The organism is Bradyrhizobium sp. CCBAU 53338 (assembly GCF_015291665.1).
Classification (GTDB): Bacteria; Pseudomonadota; Alphaproteobacteria; order Rhizobiales; family Xanthobacteraceae; genus Bradyrhizobium.
This window is the reverse complement of record NZ_CP030048.1, coordinates 2,844,359-2,861,281: the sequence shown is the minus strand read 5'-3', so window position 1 is coordinate 2,861,281 and position 16,923 is coordinate 2,844,359. Positions and strand designations below refer to the sequence as shown.

The window sequence follows — 16,923 nt, the reverse complement described above, 5'->3', positions numbered from 1 at the left end:
AAAACTATTGCACCCGGGTGACCTCGCATTCGCTGCGAGCGTTAGGTCCAACCACGCCGATATTGACGTTCTTGAACTCGTAGCTCGCATGCGCGGCGACAGGCTGGTTGGCCCACACCAAGACTGTCGTGGCGCGCTCTCGATCCCCATCCATCCAGCAAGTCAGCTCAACGCTGTCGATCTTGTTGTCCGTGCCGTTGGAAAGCACAAAACTGGCAATTCCGTAATTGTCAGCTCGCCGCGTCGCCTGGAATGAGTCGATCTTGACGAGCTCGCTCAAGCCGGAGTGCGCTGCGGGCGGCTGCGCGCCCTGGGCTGCCGCGGCGCCGACCAGGGCATACAGCCCTGCAAAGCAAACGATCTCGGCCAACGACCTCATCACGCGCCTCATCCCCATACGCGGCGATATTTCCGCGCTTTCGAGACCGACGCAAGTGCCCGTCGCCATTTCGGCGCGACAACTCGCGCCAGATGGCACAGTGGCGTCAGTGAGAGAGCGTCTTCGCAGAAGAAACCTGCGCCGTGTCTGTTCCGCAATCACCGATCCGATGCGCCACCACCAGTTCGACCCTTGGCACCTGTCCTTCGCTGAGCTCATTCTGCTCAGTGTAGGACTCGTCACTATGAACTGTGATCACCGTGCTGACCGGTCCCATGACATCGCAACGGTTTGCGAACGTGTATTGATTGTTCTTCTTCTCGGGCCGCGCGGAGACGCAGCTGCCGACCGAGGGGGACGAGAACGTCGCCTTCATCGAGACGGTCGGATCGACGCAGGCCGTCAACTCCCGCTCGAGCAAGCGTTGCTTCGACTTGCGATGGGCGATCATGTCGAGCGTACGAACGAAGTGCCACAGACCCTTGCGGAAGGTCGGCCCCGCAAATTCATCCGCCTTGGCCACGGTCGTGATCGAGGTCATGAGAAGCGCCACAGCGGCGCAACGAATGAAAGGGGCTGCAAGAATTGAACGGCGGCCTGTGCTCATTGTCTCCATACCTGCTCGCTTGGTCCCCGGCGGAATAGCCGCACAGTCGAAGTCATTGCCGCAGGTTCACGCACCGCCGTAAAGCAAACATTAACAATACGGCCGCCCCGTTAAATTACGGCAAACTCGCATGCCCTGATCGGCAGCGCCTCGAATCGCGTGTGACTATCCCTGCTCCCCACGCGACTTCTTGTCACGGGCGCAGACGGCCGGTCAACCACGCGCCACTACGGAGGGACCGTCCGAGGACTTAAAGGGAGTTTATGTGCCATTAATTCTGCCGACCGCGGCATTTCAGTCACAGTGGCCGACGCTGATCCCGAGGCCCTTTAAACGCCCAAAACGGACCTGCCGCGAGGCGGCGGTACTTCGATAAATGTAAGGCAATTCCCGAACAGGGCCTTCGCGATCGCGATGATCGATGTCGTGGACGCAACTAAAGCGTTTCTGCGGGCAATTTCCGAGGAGCTAAATCGAGTTTATCTTGAGGCTCTCGCACAAGCCCTGGCGTGTTCTCAGGTTTCAGGCGTCCGCTGGTTCCAAAGGGTCTCGTGGGCCAATGGTCGATGCCCAGCCCCGCGCAAATTGTCGTGACGCGCCGATTTGACGCCCCACGCCTGGTTCGGCGCGTTGCAAAACGAAGCGCTGCTGATTGACCTTTGATGCCATTTTTGCTCTTTTGGTCGGATATTTCTCGCCATTGGGGGCCGCGATGCAAAGCAGATTCAAGGGGTTTCTTGGGGCAGCGATCTTTTTGAGTCTGGCGATCGGTACGAGCGCTGCCAGCGCCGCCGATTTGGGCTTGGTGACATCGGGCCCCGTTGGAAGCTGCAGCGACCTGGTGTTTGTCTGTGAGAACGGCAGGCAGTACCCGCTTTGCCCAATCGCAGTCTCGGTTGCCGGCGAGGTCGTTACCGCAACTCTGCACACCGGCGGACATGGCGGTGCGCATGTTCGGATGGTGCCGATGGGCGTCGGCTACCGTTATGCCGGACGGGGCGTCTGGCTCGACGGCTTCCGCGAAAATGCTCTGCTAAACTTCGGAAAGCACACCCAAATCGCCTGCACTCTCGCCCATTGAGGCGAGAGTTCTACGGCGCGCGTTGGCTATCCCTTGGTGCGCAGCACGACGCCCTGCGACCTCGGATACATGTACGCCTTGGGCTGGACGTAGACCGGGCAGTAATTATTCCATTGATACTGCTGCCAATTCCACTTCCAGCAGGCGGCGTCAACCTGCGGTTCGGAACCGAAATCGAGACGATACGGTTCGTCTCCGAAGGGATAGGGGCCGCAATGCGCGGCGCTTGAAACGAAAATCACCGTCAGGGAAGTGGCGGCCGCGGCCAGCAATTTTGGCATGTTGCCCTCGATCTTCACGAGCTAATGCGCGACAGTGCCAAAGCGGGCGATTTCAATCAAGGCCCTAATCGCCGAATAGTCGAGCGCCGTTCAGTCGTCTGCTCGTTGCATCTCGTTTGACGTCCAGCTTGATCATCGTGGTCGCCCCGTGCAAGCCAATCTCGCCATTCTCGTTGCACTTGCCGGTCGTCCGAACGGACGGATCACGTTCGCCGAGCTCGACCGGCAGCTCGAAGCGAACGAGGATGGAAAACTCGACGAGCAGGTCGAGCAGCAGGTCTCAGCTGGAAGCGAGCTGATCGAGGCCGGCCTCGCCGTCGTGGATGGCGATAGCCTTCAAATCACCGAGGCCGGCCGCTCAGTCGTCGAGGGCCTCCTCCCCCATCGCTCGTTTGCCCAAGCGAATTCGTTGGAGATCATCGACCACCTGGTCGGCGCTGACATACGCTCGAGAATATTCAACCTCGACCTCCGCCAAGAGGTCGAAACCGACGCCTCCGAAGCTGCCGCGACTGACGACGAGGACGACGCATCTCAACCTTCGGCCGAGCCGATCCCGGCAGACCTGGATGCGGCGACGGCTGCTCCGCAACCGGTCGTTCCGCCGCCGACAAGGGCTCCACCATCGGCGATGGCCCGGCAGCAGTTCATTTCACGCGAACCCGATCGAGCGCGAAACAATCCCGATTGGCGGGCTCGGACGTTCGGCGCAGTTGCGCGGCAGTTCCATCGCATGGGGGCGCTCTGGCGGCGGCACATCGAGGACGATCTGCCGAAAACACGGACGATCAGCCAGGGAGCCAACGTCAACGGAATCGTTATCGCGCTCGTCAGCCTTCTGGTCGTGATCATCTGCGCCGGCGCTGTAGTCGCCTTGAGACAGATCCGATCCCTCGAGACAGAAATCTCCACTCTGCAGCGCGAGCTATCGCCGCTGAAGGACAAGCTTTCACGCTTTGATCTGGCAGAGAAAACCAGGCAGGCCGAAGAAAAGGCGCGGGAAGAACGGAGCAAGCGGACAGCAGACAATCCGCCCCCACAAGCCCCGCTCTCGCTGTCACACGAAGAAATTCAACTCGTTCGCGAATATATCAAGCCCGCACCAGGCATCGGCTCCGCCACGGCACCGGCTGTTGGCGATCCGATCGTCGGGACGACGATACCCTTTCCTTCTCCGGTTACAGAGAAGGTGCCGAAATTACTTGGCGCGAAATTCGCGATCCGCAATGGGGCGATCCTCGTCGTCAGACGGGACAGCCATCAGATCGACGCCGTCCTTGGGCCGAACTGACCTCACCGGCCACCGTTTCAACGCAAGCTAGAGCTGACAAGCGGTTCGGTGTTCGAGTTCGGCTCTGGCTGGACGCCAAAGATCCTTCGTCATTGAAACCTTAAAACGATTGCTTCAAGCGGCAGCAGGCACCATCCCTTTTCGAACGCAATCTCGACCTGTCAAAGTGCGAGGGAGTAAGGAAATTGTCTCGTCAGATCGAGATCGAGATAGCCCCTGTCGTCAATCCATTGATGCGGGCAATAAGCGAGTGTGCCCGGATCAACAAGCAAACCATCACGAACAATAGCTTCCCGAGTCCCTATTCGGCCCGTTGCGATTTTTTCGCCCTCACGCGGATCGAAGCGCAAGGCATCAAATACAGCGGTATCGTTTGTCACTTGGGGCCCCAAAGTGCTGAAATAGACGTCATTAAAGTGTCAAAGACTATCGATCCGACCAATCAAGGCAAGCGTTATCGTTTTTGCAACTGCTAACGCGCAACCAAAACTCACGCCGCGGGTGTTGGACCGCAAAAGCCACAGTCGAAATCTAGCCTACGGACGGATCTCACGAAACTTCGTACCCACGCGCTGAACGCGCGGCCAAAGACAACGGCACCCAATTGCGCTTTGGCCGGCACGGATTCCACGAAGTCAAGCCACTCGAGTTTTCAAGGTTTCTCCGGACGCGCTCCTATCCGCTTCCGTCGTCGTGGAAGAGCAGCTAGATTTAACTTTCCCCTACTCCTTTTTCTTGACGTCTGACCTGAGAGGAGAAATGCGATGCAAGGTACTTCGCGCATATTGGCGGTAGCCGCGCTTTTTGGCCTCGGCACCCTCGTTGCAACCGGATCCGCCCTCGCGGGCGGAAGTCGGAACGGAACGGGCGGGCTTCCGACCGTCGACAACGTGTGGGGACTGGGATACGGCTCGGGCTCGTCGACCTATTGGCCGAACAGTTCCGTTGCAGAAGACGGCGGTACCTTCCGCTACGAATATCCTGTTTCTGCCGGCCACGACGTGCGGGCGATCGCCGTCGAGCTTTCCAACTCAGGCTTTCGCCATCGGCGTGTGGCCGGACCGGGAATTATCTATTACCACGGCGAACTTCCCCGGCCGTATCGCATGAATCAATATTGGTGAACTGACACGACCGTTACGATTTTGGGGCGCGGCGGCATCGCGATGGATCTGACGGCCGCTTCCGTCAGCCGCCTCCCCTTCCGCTTGCAATTCAACGGTCGGAAGGATCGAGGGGTCTTTTCGATTTGGATCGGCGCTTCTCGACCAATCCTCTGATCGCATCGTAGGCTTCGATAAACGGGGGCGTCAGCGAGAAGAATACATCGAGCGCTATTGCGATAATGGCGTGCCGGAGAGAAACGCTTTCGGCGTGCGTTTCCGACGGCCCAGCGGTCATCCCCGCGATAACACCCCGACGACGCGACTTGTGCGGCGGAATCATCACGACGACGAAGAGAACGTTAATAAGAAGCCAAATGGCAAGAATGATCAGCAGCGTTCTCATTTATGAATTCCGAAGGTTAGTCCAGAGCAGAAATTCGATCAGTACAGAACATAAATTCTATTATGCGCAGCCTAAAATATGCCCAGCGGCTTTTTAAGCTTGCCCAGACTTTCCCTTGATGCAAGCCCAAATCTTGGTCGGCAAAGATTAAATCTTGCCATCGACCGAACCGACGACCAGCGCGGGAGCCGCAGAGGTCAGGCTCAACCTGGCTGCCTATGGTCGACCTGGGCAGCCTCCAGTTGGGGTCCGAGAAGCGCGCGTGCAGACCTGACCGTGAACTAGCAGCCTTAATCCAGGAATTCCACGCCGATGCGATTCTCGCTCGACCAGACGACACGACAAGCCCTGATGATGCGATCCTTCTCCAGCATCAGGCTAAAACGAGGTCGGATAAAAGTTCTATCCGGCACTTCGATAGCGGCGCCCTGACTCGACAGGCTGACCACGCGGCATCGCATGCTGGACCCGTCGCCGGCGATGTAGGCTACCTCGTCAACTGTCGCGCGGGGCTGTTTACGACGTTCCTCCACGGACGATTCACACCTTGCTCGAATTCTTGCCGTGCAGGAAGTGCACGCCAATATGGTCACCATTGATCCATGCCAGCTCGCAGCGACGGAAGGCGGCACCGGTCGTCGACAGGAGCAGGAAGAACTCCTTCAGTGCAAGACCTTCGATCGAGCCGTCGACCTTGAGCTTCGCTCCGGAATCGGCCACGTCGGTCATCTGACATTGACGGCTCCATGTCCCGTCGATGGCCACCATGTGCACATCGATACCGCGCGAGAACTCGACCCGTGCCGCACCACGTTTTTCGGTTGGTAAAGAACCAGACATACCGGATCAAAACCCGTGTCTGAAATTTTCGTTTCGGGTACGGCCTGCCGGCACAAAAAAGTTGCGCCAGCCGACGCGAACAAGCTCTGATAAATCCCGGACCGCGCCCGTCTCGAAACAGAGCGCCGCTAAACTGCGCGTCCACGCGATGATGCGAGATAAAGATTCAAAAAAGACTAATGACCCTGCCGGTTTCCGGCAACGACGAGCAAGAGTCGTTGTCGCGACGCTCAACGGCGTTACGGCTGCCGACCTCTCGCTGCACCGGAGTTGGGAGCCGCTAGACAGTCGAATAGACCGCATTGGTTGCAAGAGTGAAAGCAGTCTCGCAACAGTAATAAAAACGTAAATTCCAGTAAATGCACGGCGTAAAATCACGCAAATCCGCTGTTTAACAGCATCACCTTTGTGTGGCGCAGGGTTCACGCACGACCGTCTCGGGCAGCCGAGTTGCTGTTCCGGTATTACTGCGGATTTCCGGCAGGGTTCCACGGTGCTACGGTTCCATCGCGCGCGGGGGTCGCCTTGCCAGCCCCGGGGGCCCGCCGCCGCATAGTGCCCTTAGCCCGCCTCCATTGCGCCTTTTGCCGGAGGCGGGCGACCTTTCGACGGCCAACTCCAACTGAAAGGGGCCGCTCAAAGAGCGGCCCCTTGCCGGTTGAAATTCTTGTCGGTCATGAAATGCCAGCCCCGGCATCAGCACCCTACCGGTACTTAAGTGCCATGTGGATTCCGTTCTAATACGGTGAACCAAGCTGCCCTATCTGCGGCTTTGCGGCCACGAACTTAGACCAATCGCGATCGTACTGACGATCGCGATTGGCACTCAATAGTTGAATAATTTATATGTTGCTACCTATCCCGGCTCGGCCGCACCGCCGTGGGCACCAGCAGGATAGCTAAGACGATGGCGAGAGGCATAGCCGAAAGTACAGCATGTGCGAGATAACCCAGACACGCAAAGCACGGACTAACTATGAATTCAGCAAATATACCCTCGCTGCATCGTACGCAGAAAGCGGCCGAGCGCGCGACTAAACCGGGCTGAGGCTTCATAGTGATATCGATCGATTGCGCTGAATTCTGAATGCAGACGCCGCAATGATTCCGCCGTGCGCTCTGGGGCCAGTTCTGGCATGGGTTTGGTTTTGCGGCGCCGAAGACGCGGCAGCTTGCCGCTCTGGAATGCTAGTTCGGCTCTTCTCATCTCCTGCTCGGTAAGAACGATTGGATCAAGCTGGGAGAGAAGGTAGTACGGACGATGCAAGCGGCCAAACTGCAGAATCCGCCGAAGCATGGAAGTTTTGACCGACCGAATGTGGGCCAGATCGATATTGGCACGCGCCAAGCTACGGGCGTTTTCTAAGGTTCGCATCTCGGCATCTTGGCCGGCCAGTTCGCGGGCCAAATGCTCGATATCCTCGCCGGTGTGCCCAGCGGAATTCTTCGCAAGCCCGTGCTTGAACGAATTCTGGCTCGCACGTTTCTTGCCGTGGCGAGATCGCGGCCCAGTCGATTTGGCTGCATTGGTCCTGTTGGCGCGAAGTTGAGATTCCGACGTCATCTGGGCGCCCCTTGGTGAATTGACGTTTCGGAGACTGCGACAGGGCTTATACTCGGGGCGACAACCGCTTTAGTTGCGCTCTGATCACGAAATTGCTGCAAGCTTCGCAACAGCAGCCGCAACCGTGTCTCGTCGGCAGCCAGTTGCTTCTGCAGACTTTCCAAGACATGGAACCGTATTCGAAACGCCTCGGCTTCGATATCAGAACCGCGCAGGCCGACGCCTGCCAGCCGGCTCTCGACGTCTTTTCTTGCATCTGCACTTGTGAAATAGCAGTGAACGATCGGATCTGTGATTGCCCCCGCAAACGGGCTCGTCGGCTCGAGCAAATTCTGCAGCGCAGGTAAGAAGGCGCTTCGAAGAATGGCTGCACGAAACCGGTGATGACGCTCGACGTCAACCATCACCATAACGATTTCGCGCACAATGAATTGCTCGATGGCCGTTTCAGGTGCGAGTTCGTCGTAGACCGCCCTCCGAATGTCCTTCAATTTTTTTGCCGACTCGGTCGGCAGCGATATGCATTTGTAGAGTCGATCGAACAGATCGTGGGGTGACCGCTTGGGCGACATATTCCTTCTCCGCGAGCAGGACTGCGCGGGGTGAGTTCAAGCGATAGAAATTAACAAGACCATTACGCTGGCAGCACGAGAGAACCGGCTGCCTTGATTTGCGTGGTTATCAACAGGCTTGATCAACATTGGCGGCGGCTTCACGGGCAAGCCCCACGTCTTTGACAAGGTTCGATCAATCCGAAACGTCGCTCTGCCGGGAACCAAACCTTTGATTCCGCCTCGCTAAATTGGGTTCGTTTTGTAAATCCTTGCGCGTTGGCACTGAAGAATCTGCTTACGCCTCGTTTTGTGACCAGACTTAGCTGCGCACACATCTAAAGTTGTGAATAAGCCGGTTTGGCTGCCCCGGGCTGAAAGCGCATTTCACCGCTTGCCCTTGCGAAGGCGTACGCCGGGTCCTCCACCATTCTCGTCAATGAACTCGACGCCGGCCGACTCTAACGCACGGCGGATGGCCTGGTCATTTGCAGCTGTCAGCGAGGTCTCGTTTTCCGCGAGCTCGGCCCTCCTAATTGTTGCGATCCCTACAGACGAAGCCCGCGCCAAATCTTCCGCACGCCAGCGAATTAACGAGCGGGCCGCTCGGATCTGCGCGCTCGCGAGGGGCAATCTCATGCTTGACTCCTAGAAATCAAATGATATTCTTAATATCACTTGATAATTAAAATCGCGTTCATTTGGAGTAAAAGATCATGCAAACATCTGATTCGACAGGGGCATCTTACGAACGCCGCCACTTCATAGGCGGGTCCGACGCACGCACAATCATGGGAGATGACGCTCCTGCCCTCCTGCGGCTTTGGCGAGAGAAGCGTGGCGAACTTCAGCCAAACGATTTGTCAGGAAACCTGCTGGTCCAGCTCGGTTCATGCACAGAGCCGTTGAATCGACACTGGTACGAAAAGAACACCGGCCAGACCGTAACCGATGTGCAGAGGCGCATTTTCCATCCAGTGCACCGGTGGATGGCGGCCACGCTCGACGGGCGGATTGAGGCCAGCGGCGCGGTATTCGAAGCCAAGTTCGCGCAACCATGGTGTTTCTCTGAGGAAGCGGCCGCGACAAGGCACATGGCGCAGTTGCAGCACAACATGTGGGTGACGGCCGCGCGCAGCGCGGTACTGTCGATCATCACCGGAGGCGGCAAATGGATCGAGATGACAATCCCGGCCGATCCGCTCTACCAGCATCTCTTGCTCACGGCAGAGAAGAAGTTTTGGCGATGCGTCGAGACGGGTGAGCCGCCGCAGCTATTCGGGATCGAGCCACCGCGCCCCCAGCTCGAGGCGGTTCGGATGGTCGACATGAGCGGCTCGAATATGTGGGCCGAGTTTGCGGAGATCTATCGCAGAACCAAGGACGCCGCCGCCGAGCACGAACAAGCCAAAGGCGAGTTGAAGGCGCTGGTGCCTGACGACGCCAAGGAAGCATGCGGGAACGGCGTTCGGGCCAAGCGTTCAAAGTCAGGGGCGATCAGCTTCGAGGTGATCGCCGTCGCTTGAGGCCCTCGTCTCGCCGAGCCACAGCAGAGCTTTTGTCCCAGGAATTGCTCGTGCCGTCCTTCTTCAACTTTACACACATCGACCCTGCCTGCGACCCGCCGGAGGCCTACCAAGAAGCTTTTGAGCTGCTTGCCGAGATCTTCGGCCGGCTGCAGGGGCTTCGGGACCGCCACTGCGAAGACGTCGTACTACATTGCCTCACCCTTGACCTCGAACGGCAGATTGTCGCGGCCGGGCTCATCCTCGCCATTCAGATCGAACGTTTGGCCCGGCCGTGAGCCGGGTCAACTCCCCACCAAACACCATCGGAGTAATCAATGCAGCGATCCAGCGAAAACATCGGCCAGATCGCCGGCGCTCTCGCACGCGCACAAGCCGAACTGAAAAATCCCGAGAAAACCCTGTCAGCGACCATCGTCTCTGTTTTTCCCCGCGAAGATGACCGGACCTTCCGTTATGCCTCGCTCGCGAGTGGACTTGAAATCGTCCGCAAATGCCTCACGAAGCACGAAATCGCGACCGTGCAAGCCACCGCGATTGAGCTCGAGACGGGGCTAATTAAACTGACGACCACTCTCCTCCACGCTTCCGGCGAATGGATCGCCTCCGATTGGCCGGTGTGCCCGGTCAGCGAAACAGCCGCCCCGCACCGGATGGGCGCAGCGCTGACGTACGCGCGCCGCTACGGCCTGTTCACCTTGGTGGGTATTGCCGGGGAGGATGATCTCGATGCACCGGATCTTGCGATCCCAGCGTCGCGCTCAAGCAGTCCGAATGGCGCGAGCCCGACCGATGGGGATTCAGAAAACCGAAGATCCGCTACGCCCTCCAAACTGAACGGAAGCGCTTTTCAAAGGCCTGCGCCCAAAGTGAACGCGGCGCGCATGTTGACCAGGCCGTTGTCTGCCAAAGCCTCGTTAGAGCTGGAGGCCCAGATGATGGTCAAACTGGAATCACTGACGACCCAGGACGAACTCGACAAGTGGGCATCCCGGTCGTGGTCCGCGGTAAATACGCTTCGCCTGCAAGATGCCGAGCGGCTCCGCGAAGCTTTTGACGCGCGATTGACTGCATTGCGGATGCCCACGTCGGCGCCAGGCTCCTCTGAAGCTGATATAGAAATCAATCCAGACCAAAACGCTGGCGCTGCTCCAAGTGCGTTCGCAATTTCAAAACCCTTGCGACAGCGTGATCGCCACCACTTAAGGTTCGTCGCCCAGCAAGCCTGCCTGGTATGCGGCCGCGAGCCGAGCGACCCGCATCACCTCAAGTTCGCGCAGGATCACGGAATTGGACAAAAAGTTAGTGATGAGTTCACGGTGCCGCTATGCCGAGCACATCATCGCGAGTTGCACCGCGCCGGCAAGGAGACGGACTGGTGGATGAGGCTCGGAATCGAGCCGCTCGCGGTTGCGCGATCCCTCTGGCTGGATAGCCGCCCTTACGGCGGTTTATGACGTTCGGCCGAAATCCAACGGCAAGCCGCGTCAGCGCGCCTTTCCGGCTTGTAGTGCCAAAAGGGGGCGCGGCGAGCGAACAAGCACGTGATGCAAACTAATCGTCCGTGAGAACGTCGCGCTCAGACTTGGAAGGTTTGAAGCGCCGCCAGAAGAGCGTCGAGGATTAGGCGCACAAGGTGGTGAGCTGGTGAGGTAGGGCATGTACTCGTAAGGGCGGAGATGTCAGCTTCTGACGGCCAAGCGGAAATCTAGCGATCAGTCAGCATTACCGCTTTTGACCCAAGGCAGGCGTCGCGTATGCCAGCGTCGCGAGACCCATCGGGGATCATTTCGCGTTCGCAGTCACGGCGCAAGATGCTAGGCTAAGCGGGATCGTTGGACAGCTTAAGAGGGGAAAGCGTGCGTCGGCGCGATTTCGTCAAGCTCCTCGTTGGCGGTGCGGTTACATGGCCGTCCCTTGCGCGTTCGCAACTACCAGCGATAAAGCGAATCGCGCTCGTTTCGCCGGGAACCAAGACCAGCGATATGAATAATGGTAACCGATATTTTCGCGCCTTTTTCGAAGAGTTGGATCGACTTGGCTATGTTGAGGGTCAAAACCTCTCGGTGGAACGATATTCCGGGGAAGGACGCATCAAGCATTTTGCCGATCTTGCTCACGATGTCGTCGGCACACGGCCCGATTTGATCTATGCAATGTCCGGTCCGCTAGCATTACTTTTTAAAGCCGCGACCGCGACGATACCCATTATCGCAATATCCGCCGATCCGATAGCACTTGGGCTTGTCCCAAGCATTGCCCGACCCGGCGGTAACATCACGGGAGTCAGCGTGGATGCCGGAATACAAATTTGGGGAAAGCGTCTTGGACTGCTTGCAGAAGCGAGACCACATCTCGCCAATGCGCGTTTCCTCTCGTCGCAAGCCTTGTGGGAGAGGACGTCTGGCTCTGCGGCGGCGGTCCAGGAGGCTGCTCGGCAAGCCGGAATTAATATGTTGGGTACGCTGCTAACGACGATCAGCGAGCAGGCATACAAGCCCGCCTTTCGCTTGATGGAGAAAGATCGCGTGGATTCACTCGTCTTGTCGGACGAGTCGGACCATCTTCCCTATCTCAAAGCCATTACGGAACTCGCCTCAAACACGCGGATTCCGACAGTTTATCCTTATCGCGCGTTCGTCGATGTTGGCGGTCTGATGGCTTATTCGACCGACCTTGTAGATGTTCAGCGGCGCTGCGCCAACCTCGTCTATCGAGTCCTCAAAGGTGACAATCCGGGCGACATTCCATTTTACCAGCAGACCCGCTTCGAGTTGATCATAAATCTCAAGACCGCGAAGGCGCTCGACCTGCCAATGCCTACGACTCTCCTTGTCCGGGCTGACGAAGTGATCGAATGACCGCTTCTAGCCCCTCGCTTCCGTTAGGGCGCTGCGGCGAGACGTCTGGGGTTGGGGGTAAAGCGGAAGCTCCCCACCGCCAGTCAAAACGGCCTTGTTGACCCCGAGCTGTTTTCCTCACGTTGGACCGGGAGCAAAATTGAACTAAGCTCAAGCCCCCTGGGGGGCCGCATGAAACGCCGCCATTTTGTAACTCTTGTGGGAGGTGCGGCACTGACTTGGCCAGAGCTGTCGTTTGGACAGCAATCGGCACGGGTTTGGAAAATCGGGTATCTGGGATTTGGCGAAGCATCGAGCTGGACGGAGCGAAGTGGAGGCTTTCCGCGCCGGTTTACGCGACCTCGGATATGTCGAGGGCAGGAATCTCACAATCGACTTTCAATGGGCCGAGCGCGTCGATCAAACGTTCGATCTCGCAAAGCAACTCGTTGACAGGAAGGTCGATGTCATCTTCGCGCCTGCATCCACCCAGGTAGGGCCTGCCCGGCGCGCGACTGCCACCATTCCCATTGTCTTCGCTCAGCACGCGGATCCCGTCGGGCTCGGAGACGTGAGCAGACGACCTCGACTTCGAACTCTTAGTTTGCGCCCGCGATGAGAAGCAGATTGTTGATCACGGGGGTGGCGAGAAACGCGACTACGAGTGCGACGTTGTAGACATTCTTGGCGCGCCAAAGAAGGGCCGCGACAACTCCCGTGGCTACCAGTTTGGGTATCAGCCACCATTGGCCCAGCAGGGTTTGACTCCACGCCATGATCGGATTTGCCTCGTGAAACCCGAGTTCTAGAAACCTGTTTGTCGTGGCGAGGTCAGCACAGCCCAACGCCAGTACCGACAATATTAAGACTAGTTTAATCCGGATCATTTCAGTCTCGCTGGCCTACCAATGAACGAAGGCTACTGAGGTTCCCTTAAGAAAGCGTGAGCCGCTATTCCAGAGGAATCAATTCGAGTTTGATCCAATATTTTAAGGCCGGGAGGGTTTAGGGGAGCAAAACAAGGCTGCTACGATCGGCCAGTTGCAGCTGGAATATCCCTCGGGCATCATGCTCTCGTGGACGGCTCCGCCCATCTAGATTCAAATCGCTTCCGGAGAAGCCTGTGAGATGCAAGTTTGGATTTATACGGACACGAGCAAGAACGTTAGCGATCCGCAGCATCTTAGGGTCTTTGCCACAAAGTTAGACGCCCAAAGGTGGTTTCAGCATAACCGTCTAGAGGGAGCCGCTTTCGCTTATCAAACCTTGGTGGTGCCAAGCAAAAAGCGATCTTCAGCGCGAGAGATCGAGGCAAATCTGATCAAGACGCTCTTGGTTCTTTCCGTCTTGATATTGGGGATCTCCGACCTCTTCACCACAAATGTTATTCTGAATCGCGGACTTCACGAGCTAAACCCGTTTATGCACTTCGCTCAAACGTGGCTCGGAGTATGGTGGCTTATCCCCAAATTGACTCTGACCTATTTCATGATGTGGCTACTTTGGCGAAGCAATAATCCTTACAATATAGCAATCGTCGTGGCGTTCTGCAGTGCGCCGGTATTGAACAACTTACTAATTATTGTAGGTGCGCCCTGAGGCGAACAGCAACATCACCATCTTTTGCCTTGATAGCGCGCGTTGGGCTGATTAGAAATTTCCGAATTTTGCAACGCGTCTAGCGTGACCTGCTCCCCTGAAACGCCCCCGATTTTGAGTTAGGGTTCTGTTCTCCACCGAGGAGACGGACGATGCGTAAAGGCAGGTTCACCGAAGAGCAGATCATCGAGGTGCTGAAGGAACACGCTGCCGGGATTTCGGCGAGCGATCTGTGCCGCAAGCATGGCAACAGCGACGCCACATTCTACAAGTGGCGGTCGCGCTATGGCGGGATGGAGGTCTCCGATGCCCGCAAGCTGAAGGCCCTCGAGGAAGGGAACCGCAAGCTCAAGAAGTTGGTGGCAGAGACGATACTGGATGCATCGACGCTGAAGGAGATGCTGGAAAAAACTTCTGACGCCCCGGCTTGCGGAGACGTGCTGTGACCTGGGCGACCGATCAGAAGGGTTACTCGCAGCGGCGGGCTTGCAAGCTGGTGGGCCTGCAGCCGAAGACCGACCGCTATGCCTGACGCGACCGGACGATGGCACGTTGCGGGCTCGGCTGGGGGAATTGGCTTCGCAACGCTGCCGCTTCGGCTACCGTCGCGTGGGGCTGCTATTGGCTCGGCAAGGGGGCCGGATCAATCGGAAGAAGCTGTACCGGCTCTACAAGGAGGAGCGGCTGACCGGTGCGTAAACGGGGTGGCCGCAAACGGGCACTGGGCACCCGGGCGCCGATGACGATCCGCAGGGTCAGAACCTGCGCTGGTCGCTCGACTTCGTGACGGATACGCTCTCTAGCGGCCGGCGCTTCCGCATCCTGACCCTGGTCGACGACTTCACCCGGGAATGCCTGACGCTGTCGCGTCGCTGCCGGGTCGAGGCACGTAAGCAAAGCCGCTGGATTAAGCTTTTAAGTCGACGCAAGATTGCAGTTTTATATTGCTGAACATATAGATCTAGCTATTTTGAAGTCGCACTTTGGTGAGGACGTGAACAACTTTCTCCGCTGGTCTTTACTAGCTGGCATTGCCGTAATTGACTTTTTTCTTTCCAGGCTGGTAGGCGTTCATATCATTGTCGAGCGCTGGGCTCTTTTATTGGGTCTGCTGCTGCTAGGGATATTTGTGATTTACCGTTTCGTGCGGAAGAGGCCGCGCATTGCGTGCCTGTGCCACGCCGTGATGCAGTACCTCGCCCTAACGGGCGTCATGGTTATCTTGTCCTGTATCGTTGCGACGTTCGATCGCCCCCTCATTGACGCCGAGCTGTCAAGAGTCGATCAGGCATTGGGTCTGGACTGGACGGCTGCTTTCGATTTCGTACACTCCCACCCCTTGCTCTCCGTCATTCTGAGGTCTGCGTATAGCTCGATCCCGGTCCAAACTGCGCTGCTCTTCTGGTGGCTCGCCGTGATTGCCGATGATTTCGCGCGTATCGATGAGTTTATTGGACTCGTCGCGAGCACGCTCGTCTTAACCGTCGCGATCTCGGCAGTGCTTCCCGCCGGCGGTGCATTCGTCTGGTACAAGCAGACGTCAGTGACTGATGCCAGTTATGTTCAGTTGTTTCTCGACCTGCGCGGCGGGGCGATTCATGAGATTCCTCTCAGTCAGCTCGATGGCATCGTACAGTTTCCCTCGTTCCATATGATCTTCGGGATAATTTGCATCTATGCAGCGAGGGGAGTCAGGGTTCTTTTCCCGCTTTTGACAGTCCTCAGCACAATCATGATCGCGGCGACGCCTGTCTTCGGCGGCCACCACTTCTCGGACCTGATCGGGGGGGCGGTTGTCGCGGTAGTATCCATCCTGTTCGTTGCGCGCAGAGCGGACAACGGTTCGGCGGTGCCCGCGGCCAAAGCTGGGCTATAATCAATTAAGTCTGGCCTGATAGGAGCGCGTCTCGCGGCGATTCGACGGCCAATTCAGCAGACTGAAATCAGCAATTCTAAGCATCGGGATCACCCCCCCCCCCGTGCAACGCGCAGAAGCACTAAAATCTATCCGATGCAAAAAACAAAAGAACGGCTGTGGGACGGTAATCCTGTAATGATGAAATGGGGCGAGATAGGTAATGCCAAGCTAAAAGGCTCCGAGAAGGGCTCAACCAGAATAACGTTAGTTCGTTGACCGCAATTGGAGCCAGTCGTGGCGGCAGTTCGAATGGTTGCAGTGCAAGGCAACACGCCAGCTTTACGCGTAGATGCTGCGCAGACAACGCATTTAAATAAATTCCAGCAAGTGACGATGATTATCGCATCGACAGCCAATCAGTCTAAGGCTGGTTGTTGGGCGACCTTTCAATGAACCGGCGGCTGCCGTTGAGCAGCTCGAGGTTGTTGACGATGACCGGATTGCCCGGATCGAGCGCATAGGCCTTCTCGAACTTGCGCCGTGCCGCGCTCAGATTGCCGCGCAGCATGTAGGAATAGCCCTGATCGTTCAGGATCTGCACGGTCTCGCCGCCGAGGCGAATCGCCTGTGCGTAGGCCTGGTCGGCAAGGTCGAAGCGGTGCAGGCGATCGTAGCTCGCGGCCAGGCCGGTCCACGCGGTCAGGTCCTTCGGCGCCTTCTCGACGCCGTCCCTGAAATAGCGATTGGCGATGCCGTAATTGCCGCGGTTGAACTGCTCCAGCCCGAGCCGCACCGGCTCGTCGGAGGGATAGTATTTGACGTCGGTCGGCTCCTGCACGGGATCGCCGCCCGGCGGATCGACAGGCGCCACGATCGCGGCCTCCCGCACCGTGTAGTCGCACCCGGCAAGGCCGATTCCCAACCAGCAACAGGTCAGCATCATGATGAGACGCCGCATCGATCCTTGTCCCCCGCCGGCTCCCAGCGGCCTCAGCCA

At 57.7% G+C, this 16,923-nt stretch carries 21 protein-coding genes and 1 pseudogene; 11 read left to right on the top strand and 11 right to left on the bottom strand.

Going from position 1 to position 16,923, the window contains the following annotated elements; translation table 11 throughout:
- Nucleotides 1–4: 4 nt before the first annotated feature.
- Nucleotides 5–370 (bottom strand): hypothetical protein, encoded by a 366-nt coding sequence (locus XH90_RS13220; RefSeq protein WP_194481891.1) that lies wholly within the window; start codon nucleotides 368–370, stop codon nucleotides 5–7.
- 115 nt (nucleotides 371–485) lie between these two features.
- Nucleotides 486–986: a hypothetical protein gene (locus tag XH90_RS13215; RefSeq protein ID WP_246755798.1), complete on the bottom strand. Its 501-nt coding sequence runs from the start codon at nucleotides 984–986 to the stop codon at nucleotides 486–488.
- 652 nt (nucleotides 987–1,638) lie between these two features.
- On the opposite strand from XH90_RS13215, the gene XH90_RS13210 reads away from it, so the two are divergent.
- Nucleotides 1,639–2,067, top strand: a complete 429-nt coding sequence (locus XH90_RS13210) for a hypothetical protein (protein ID WP_246755796.1) — start codon at nucleotides 1,639–1,641, stop codon at nucleotides 2,065–2,067.
- 26 nt (nucleotides 2,068–2,093) lie between these two features.
- Here the strand turns inward: XH90_RS13210 and XH90_RS13205 are convergent, their stop codons facing one another.
- Nucleotides 2,094–2,366: a hypothetical protein gene (locus tag XH90_RS13205; RefSeq protein ID WP_194481889.1), complete on the bottom strand. Its 273-nt coding sequence runs from the start codon at nucleotides 2,364–2,366 to the stop codon at nucleotides 2,094–2,096.
- Between the two features lie 130 nt (nucleotides 2,367–2,496).
- Between XH90_RS13205 and XH90_RS38980 the strand changes: the two genes are divergently transcribed.
- Nucleotides 2,497–3,639 (top strand): hypothetical protein, encoded by a 1,143-nt coding sequence (locus XH90_RS38980; protein ID WP_246755794.1) that lies wholly within the window; start codon nucleotides 2,497–2,499, stop codon nucleotides 3,637–3,639.
- A gap of 161 nt (nucleotides 3,640–3,800) precedes the next feature.
- Here the strand turns inward: XH90_RS38980 and XH90_RS13195 are convergent, their stop codons facing one another.
- On the bottom strand, nucleotides 3,801–4,019 hold the full coding sequence (locus tag XH90_RS13195) for a hypothetical protein (RefSeq protein ID WP_194481888.1): 219 nt from the start codon (nucleotides 4,017–4,019) through the stop codon (nucleotides 3,801–3,803).
- 384 nt (nucleotides 4,020–4,403) lie between these two features.
- On the opposite strand from XH90_RS13195, the gene XH90_RS13190 reads away from it, so the two are divergent.
- Nucleotides 4,404–4,763 carry a hypothetical protein gene (locus XH90_RS13190; RefSeq protein WP_194481887.1) on the top strand — a complete coding sequence of 120 codons (360 nt, stop codon included), beginning with the start codon at nucleotides 4,404–4,406 and terminating at the stop codon, nucleotides 4,761–4,763.
- 91 nt (nucleotides 4,764–4,854) lie between these two features.
- On the opposite strand, the gene XH90_RS13185 is transcribed toward XH90_RS13190, so the two are convergent.
- From XH90_RS13185 to XH90_RS13165, 5 genes are all read right to left on the bottom strand, one after another.
- Nucleotides 4,855–5,148 (bottom strand): hypothetical protein, encoded by a 294-nt coding sequence (locus tag XH90_RS13185; RefSeq protein WP_194481886.1) that lies wholly within the window; start codon nucleotides 5,146–5,148, stop codon nucleotides 4,855–4,857.
- 290 nt (nucleotides 5,149–5,438) lie between these two features.
- Complete coding sequence (locus XH90_RS13180) at nucleotides 5,439–5,681, bottom strand: PilZ domain-containing protein (protein ID WP_194481885.1); 243 nt, start codon at nucleotides 5,679–5,681, stop codon at nucleotides 5,439–5,441.
- 7 nt (nucleotides 5,682–5,688) lie between these two features.
- Nucleotides 5,689–5,988 carry a PilZ domain-containing protein gene (locus XH90_RS13175; protein ID WP_194481884.1) on the bottom strand — a complete coding sequence of 100 codons (300 nt, stop codon included), beginning with the start codon at nucleotides 5,986–5,988 and terminating at the stop codon, nucleotides 5,689–5,691.
- Between the two features lie 982 nt (nucleotides 5,989–6,970).
- Complete coding sequence (locus tag XH90_RS13170) at nucleotides 6,971–7,552, bottom strand: hypothetical protein (RefSeq protein ID WP_194481883.1); 582 nt, start codon at nucleotides 7,550–7,552, stop codon at nucleotides 6,971–6,973.
- Complete coding sequence (locus XH90_RS13165) at nucleotides 7,549–8,124, bottom strand: hypothetical protein (RefSeq protein WP_194481882.1); 576 nt, start codon at nucleotides 8,122–8,124, stop codon at nucleotides 7,549–7,551. The genes XH90_RS13170 and XH90_RS13165 overlap by 4 nt, the downstream gene beginning before the upstream one ends.
- Before the next feature lie 695 nt (nucleotides 8,125–8,819).
- Between XH90_RS13165 and XH90_RS13160 the strand changes: the two genes are divergently transcribed.
- The 5 genes from XH90_RS13160 (at nucleotide 8,820) to XH90_RS39795 (ending at nucleotide 13,088) form a co-directional block, all read left to right on the top strand.
- Nucleotides 8,820–9,629, top strand: a complete 810-nt coding sequence (locus XH90_RS13160; protein WP_194481881.1) for a YqaJ viral recombinase family protein — start codon at nucleotides 8,820–8,822, stop codon at nucleotides 9,627–9,629.
- A gap of 32 nt (nucleotides 9,630–9,661) precedes the next feature.
- A complete protein-coding gene (locus XH90_RS13155) occupies nucleotides 9,662–9,907 on the top strand; it encodes a hypothetical protein (protein ID WP_246755791.1) in 246 nt (81 codons plus the stop codon).
- A 39-nt stretch (nucleotides 9,908–9,946) separates the two neighbouring features.
- Nucleotides 9,947–11,086, top strand: coding sequence for an ERF family protein (locus XH90_RS13150; protein ID WP_194481880.1), 1,140 nt, complete (start codon nucleotides 9,947–9,949; stop codon nucleotides 11,084–11,086).
- A 402-nt stretch (nucleotides 11,087–11,488) separates the two neighbouring features.
- A complete protein-coding gene (locus tag XH90_RS13145; protein WP_194481879.1) occupies nucleotides 11,489–12,490 on the top strand; it encodes an ABC transporter substrate-binding protein in 1,002 nt (333 codons plus the stop codon).
- 310 nt (nucleotides 12,491–12,800) lie between these two features.
- A complete protein-coding gene (locus XH90_RS39795) occupies nucleotides 12,801–13,088 on the top strand; it encodes an ABC transporter substrate binding protein (protein ID WP_371748364.1) in 288 nt (95 codons plus the stop codon).
- Here the strand turns inward: XH90_RS39795 and XH90_RS13135 are convergent.
- Entirely contained in the window at nucleotides 13,069–13,356 is a 288-nt protein-coding gene (locus XH90_RS13135) for a DUF5658 family protein (RefSeq protein WP_194481877.1), read from the bottom strand. The genes XH90_RS39795 and XH90_RS13135 overlap by 20 nt on opposite strands.
- A gap of 241 nt (nucleotides 13,357–13,597) precedes the next feature.
- On the opposite strand from XH90_RS13135, the gene XH90_RS38965 reads away from it, so the two are divergent.
- The 3 genes and pseudogenes from XH90_RS38965 to XH90_RS13115 all read left to right on the top strand — a co-directional run bounded on the left by XH90_RS38965 (nucleotide 13,598) and on the right by XH90_RS13115 (nucleotide 15,944).
- Nucleotides 13,598–14,068, top strand: a complete 471-nt coding sequence (locus XH90_RS38965; RefSeq protein ID WP_246755789.1) for a DUF5658 family protein — start codon at nucleotides 13,598–13,600, stop codon at nucleotides 14,066–14,068.
- Between the two features lie 152 nt (nucleotides 14,069–14,220).
- Nucleotides 14,221–14,926, top strand: a pseudogene (locus XH90_RS38960) (transposase); the annotation flags it as partial.
- A gap of 73 nt (nucleotides 14,927–14,999) precedes the next feature.
- Nucleotides 15,000–15,944: a phosphatase PAP2 family protein gene (locus XH90_RS13115; protein ID WP_194481874.1), complete on the top strand. Its 945-nt coding sequence runs from the start codon at nucleotides 15,000–15,002 to the stop codon at nucleotides 15,942–15,944.
- Nucleotides 15,945–16,347: 403 nt separating this feature from the next.
- Here the strand turns inward: XH90_RS13115 and XH90_RS13110 are convergent, their stop codons facing one another.
- The gene (locus tag XH90_RS13110) at nucleotides 16,348–16,884 is read right to left on the bottom strand and encodes a tetratricopeptide repeat protein (protein ID WP_194481873.1); all 537 of its coding nucleotides are present in this window, start codon (nucleotides 16,882–16,884) and stop codon (nucleotides 16,348–16,350) included.
- Between the last annotated feature and the right edge of the window lie 39 nt (nucleotides 16,885–16,923).

Excerpts from the sequence above, each read along its gene's own strand:
- XH90_RS13190 (WP_194481887.1), top strand. The coding sequence starts at position 4,404 with ATGCAAGGTACTTCGCGCATATTGGCGGTAGCCGCGCTTTTTGGCCTC.
- XH90_RS38965 (WP_246755789.1), top strand. The coding sequence starts at position 13,598 with ATGCAAGTTTGGATTTATACGGACACGAGCAAGAACGTTAGCGATCCG.
- XH90_RS13165 (WP_194481882.1), bottom strand. The coding sequence starts at position 8,124 with ATGTCGCCCAAGCGGTCACCCCACGATCTGTTCGATCGACTCTACAAA.
- XH90_RS13150 (WP_194481880.1), top strand. The coding sequence starts at position 9,947 with ATGCAGCGATCCAGCGAAAACATCGGCCAGATCGCCGGCGCTCTCGCA.
- XH90_RS13185 (WP_194481886.1), bottom strand. The coding sequence starts at position 5,148 with ATGAGAACGCTGCTGATCATTCTTGCCATTTGGCTTCTTATTAACGTT.
- XH90_RS13110 (WP_194481873.1), bottom strand. The coding sequence starts at position 16,884 with ATGCGGCGTCTCATCATGATGCTGACCTGTTGCTGGTTGGGAATCGGC.
- XH90_RS13175 (WP_194481884.1), bottom strand. The coding sequence starts at position 5,988 with ATGTCTGGTTCTTTACCAACCGAAAAACGTGGTGCGGCACGGGTCGAG.
- XH90_RS13135 (WP_194481877.1), bottom strand. The coding sequence starts at position 13,356 with ATGATCCGGATTAAACTAGTCTTAATATTGTCGGTACTGGCGTTGGGC.
- XH90_RS13160 (WP_194481881.1), top strand. The coding sequence starts at position 8,820 with ATGCAAACATCTGATTCGACAGGGGCATCTTACGAACGCCGCCACTTC.
- XH90_RS13215 (WP_246755798.1), bottom strand. The coding sequence starts at position 986 with ATGAGCACAGGCCGCCGTTCAATTCTTGCAGCCCCTTTCATTCGTTGC.
- XH90_RS13170 (WP_194481883.1), bottom strand. The coding sequence starts at position 7,552 with ATGACGTCGGAATCTCAACTTCGCGCCAACAGGACCAATGCAGCCAAA.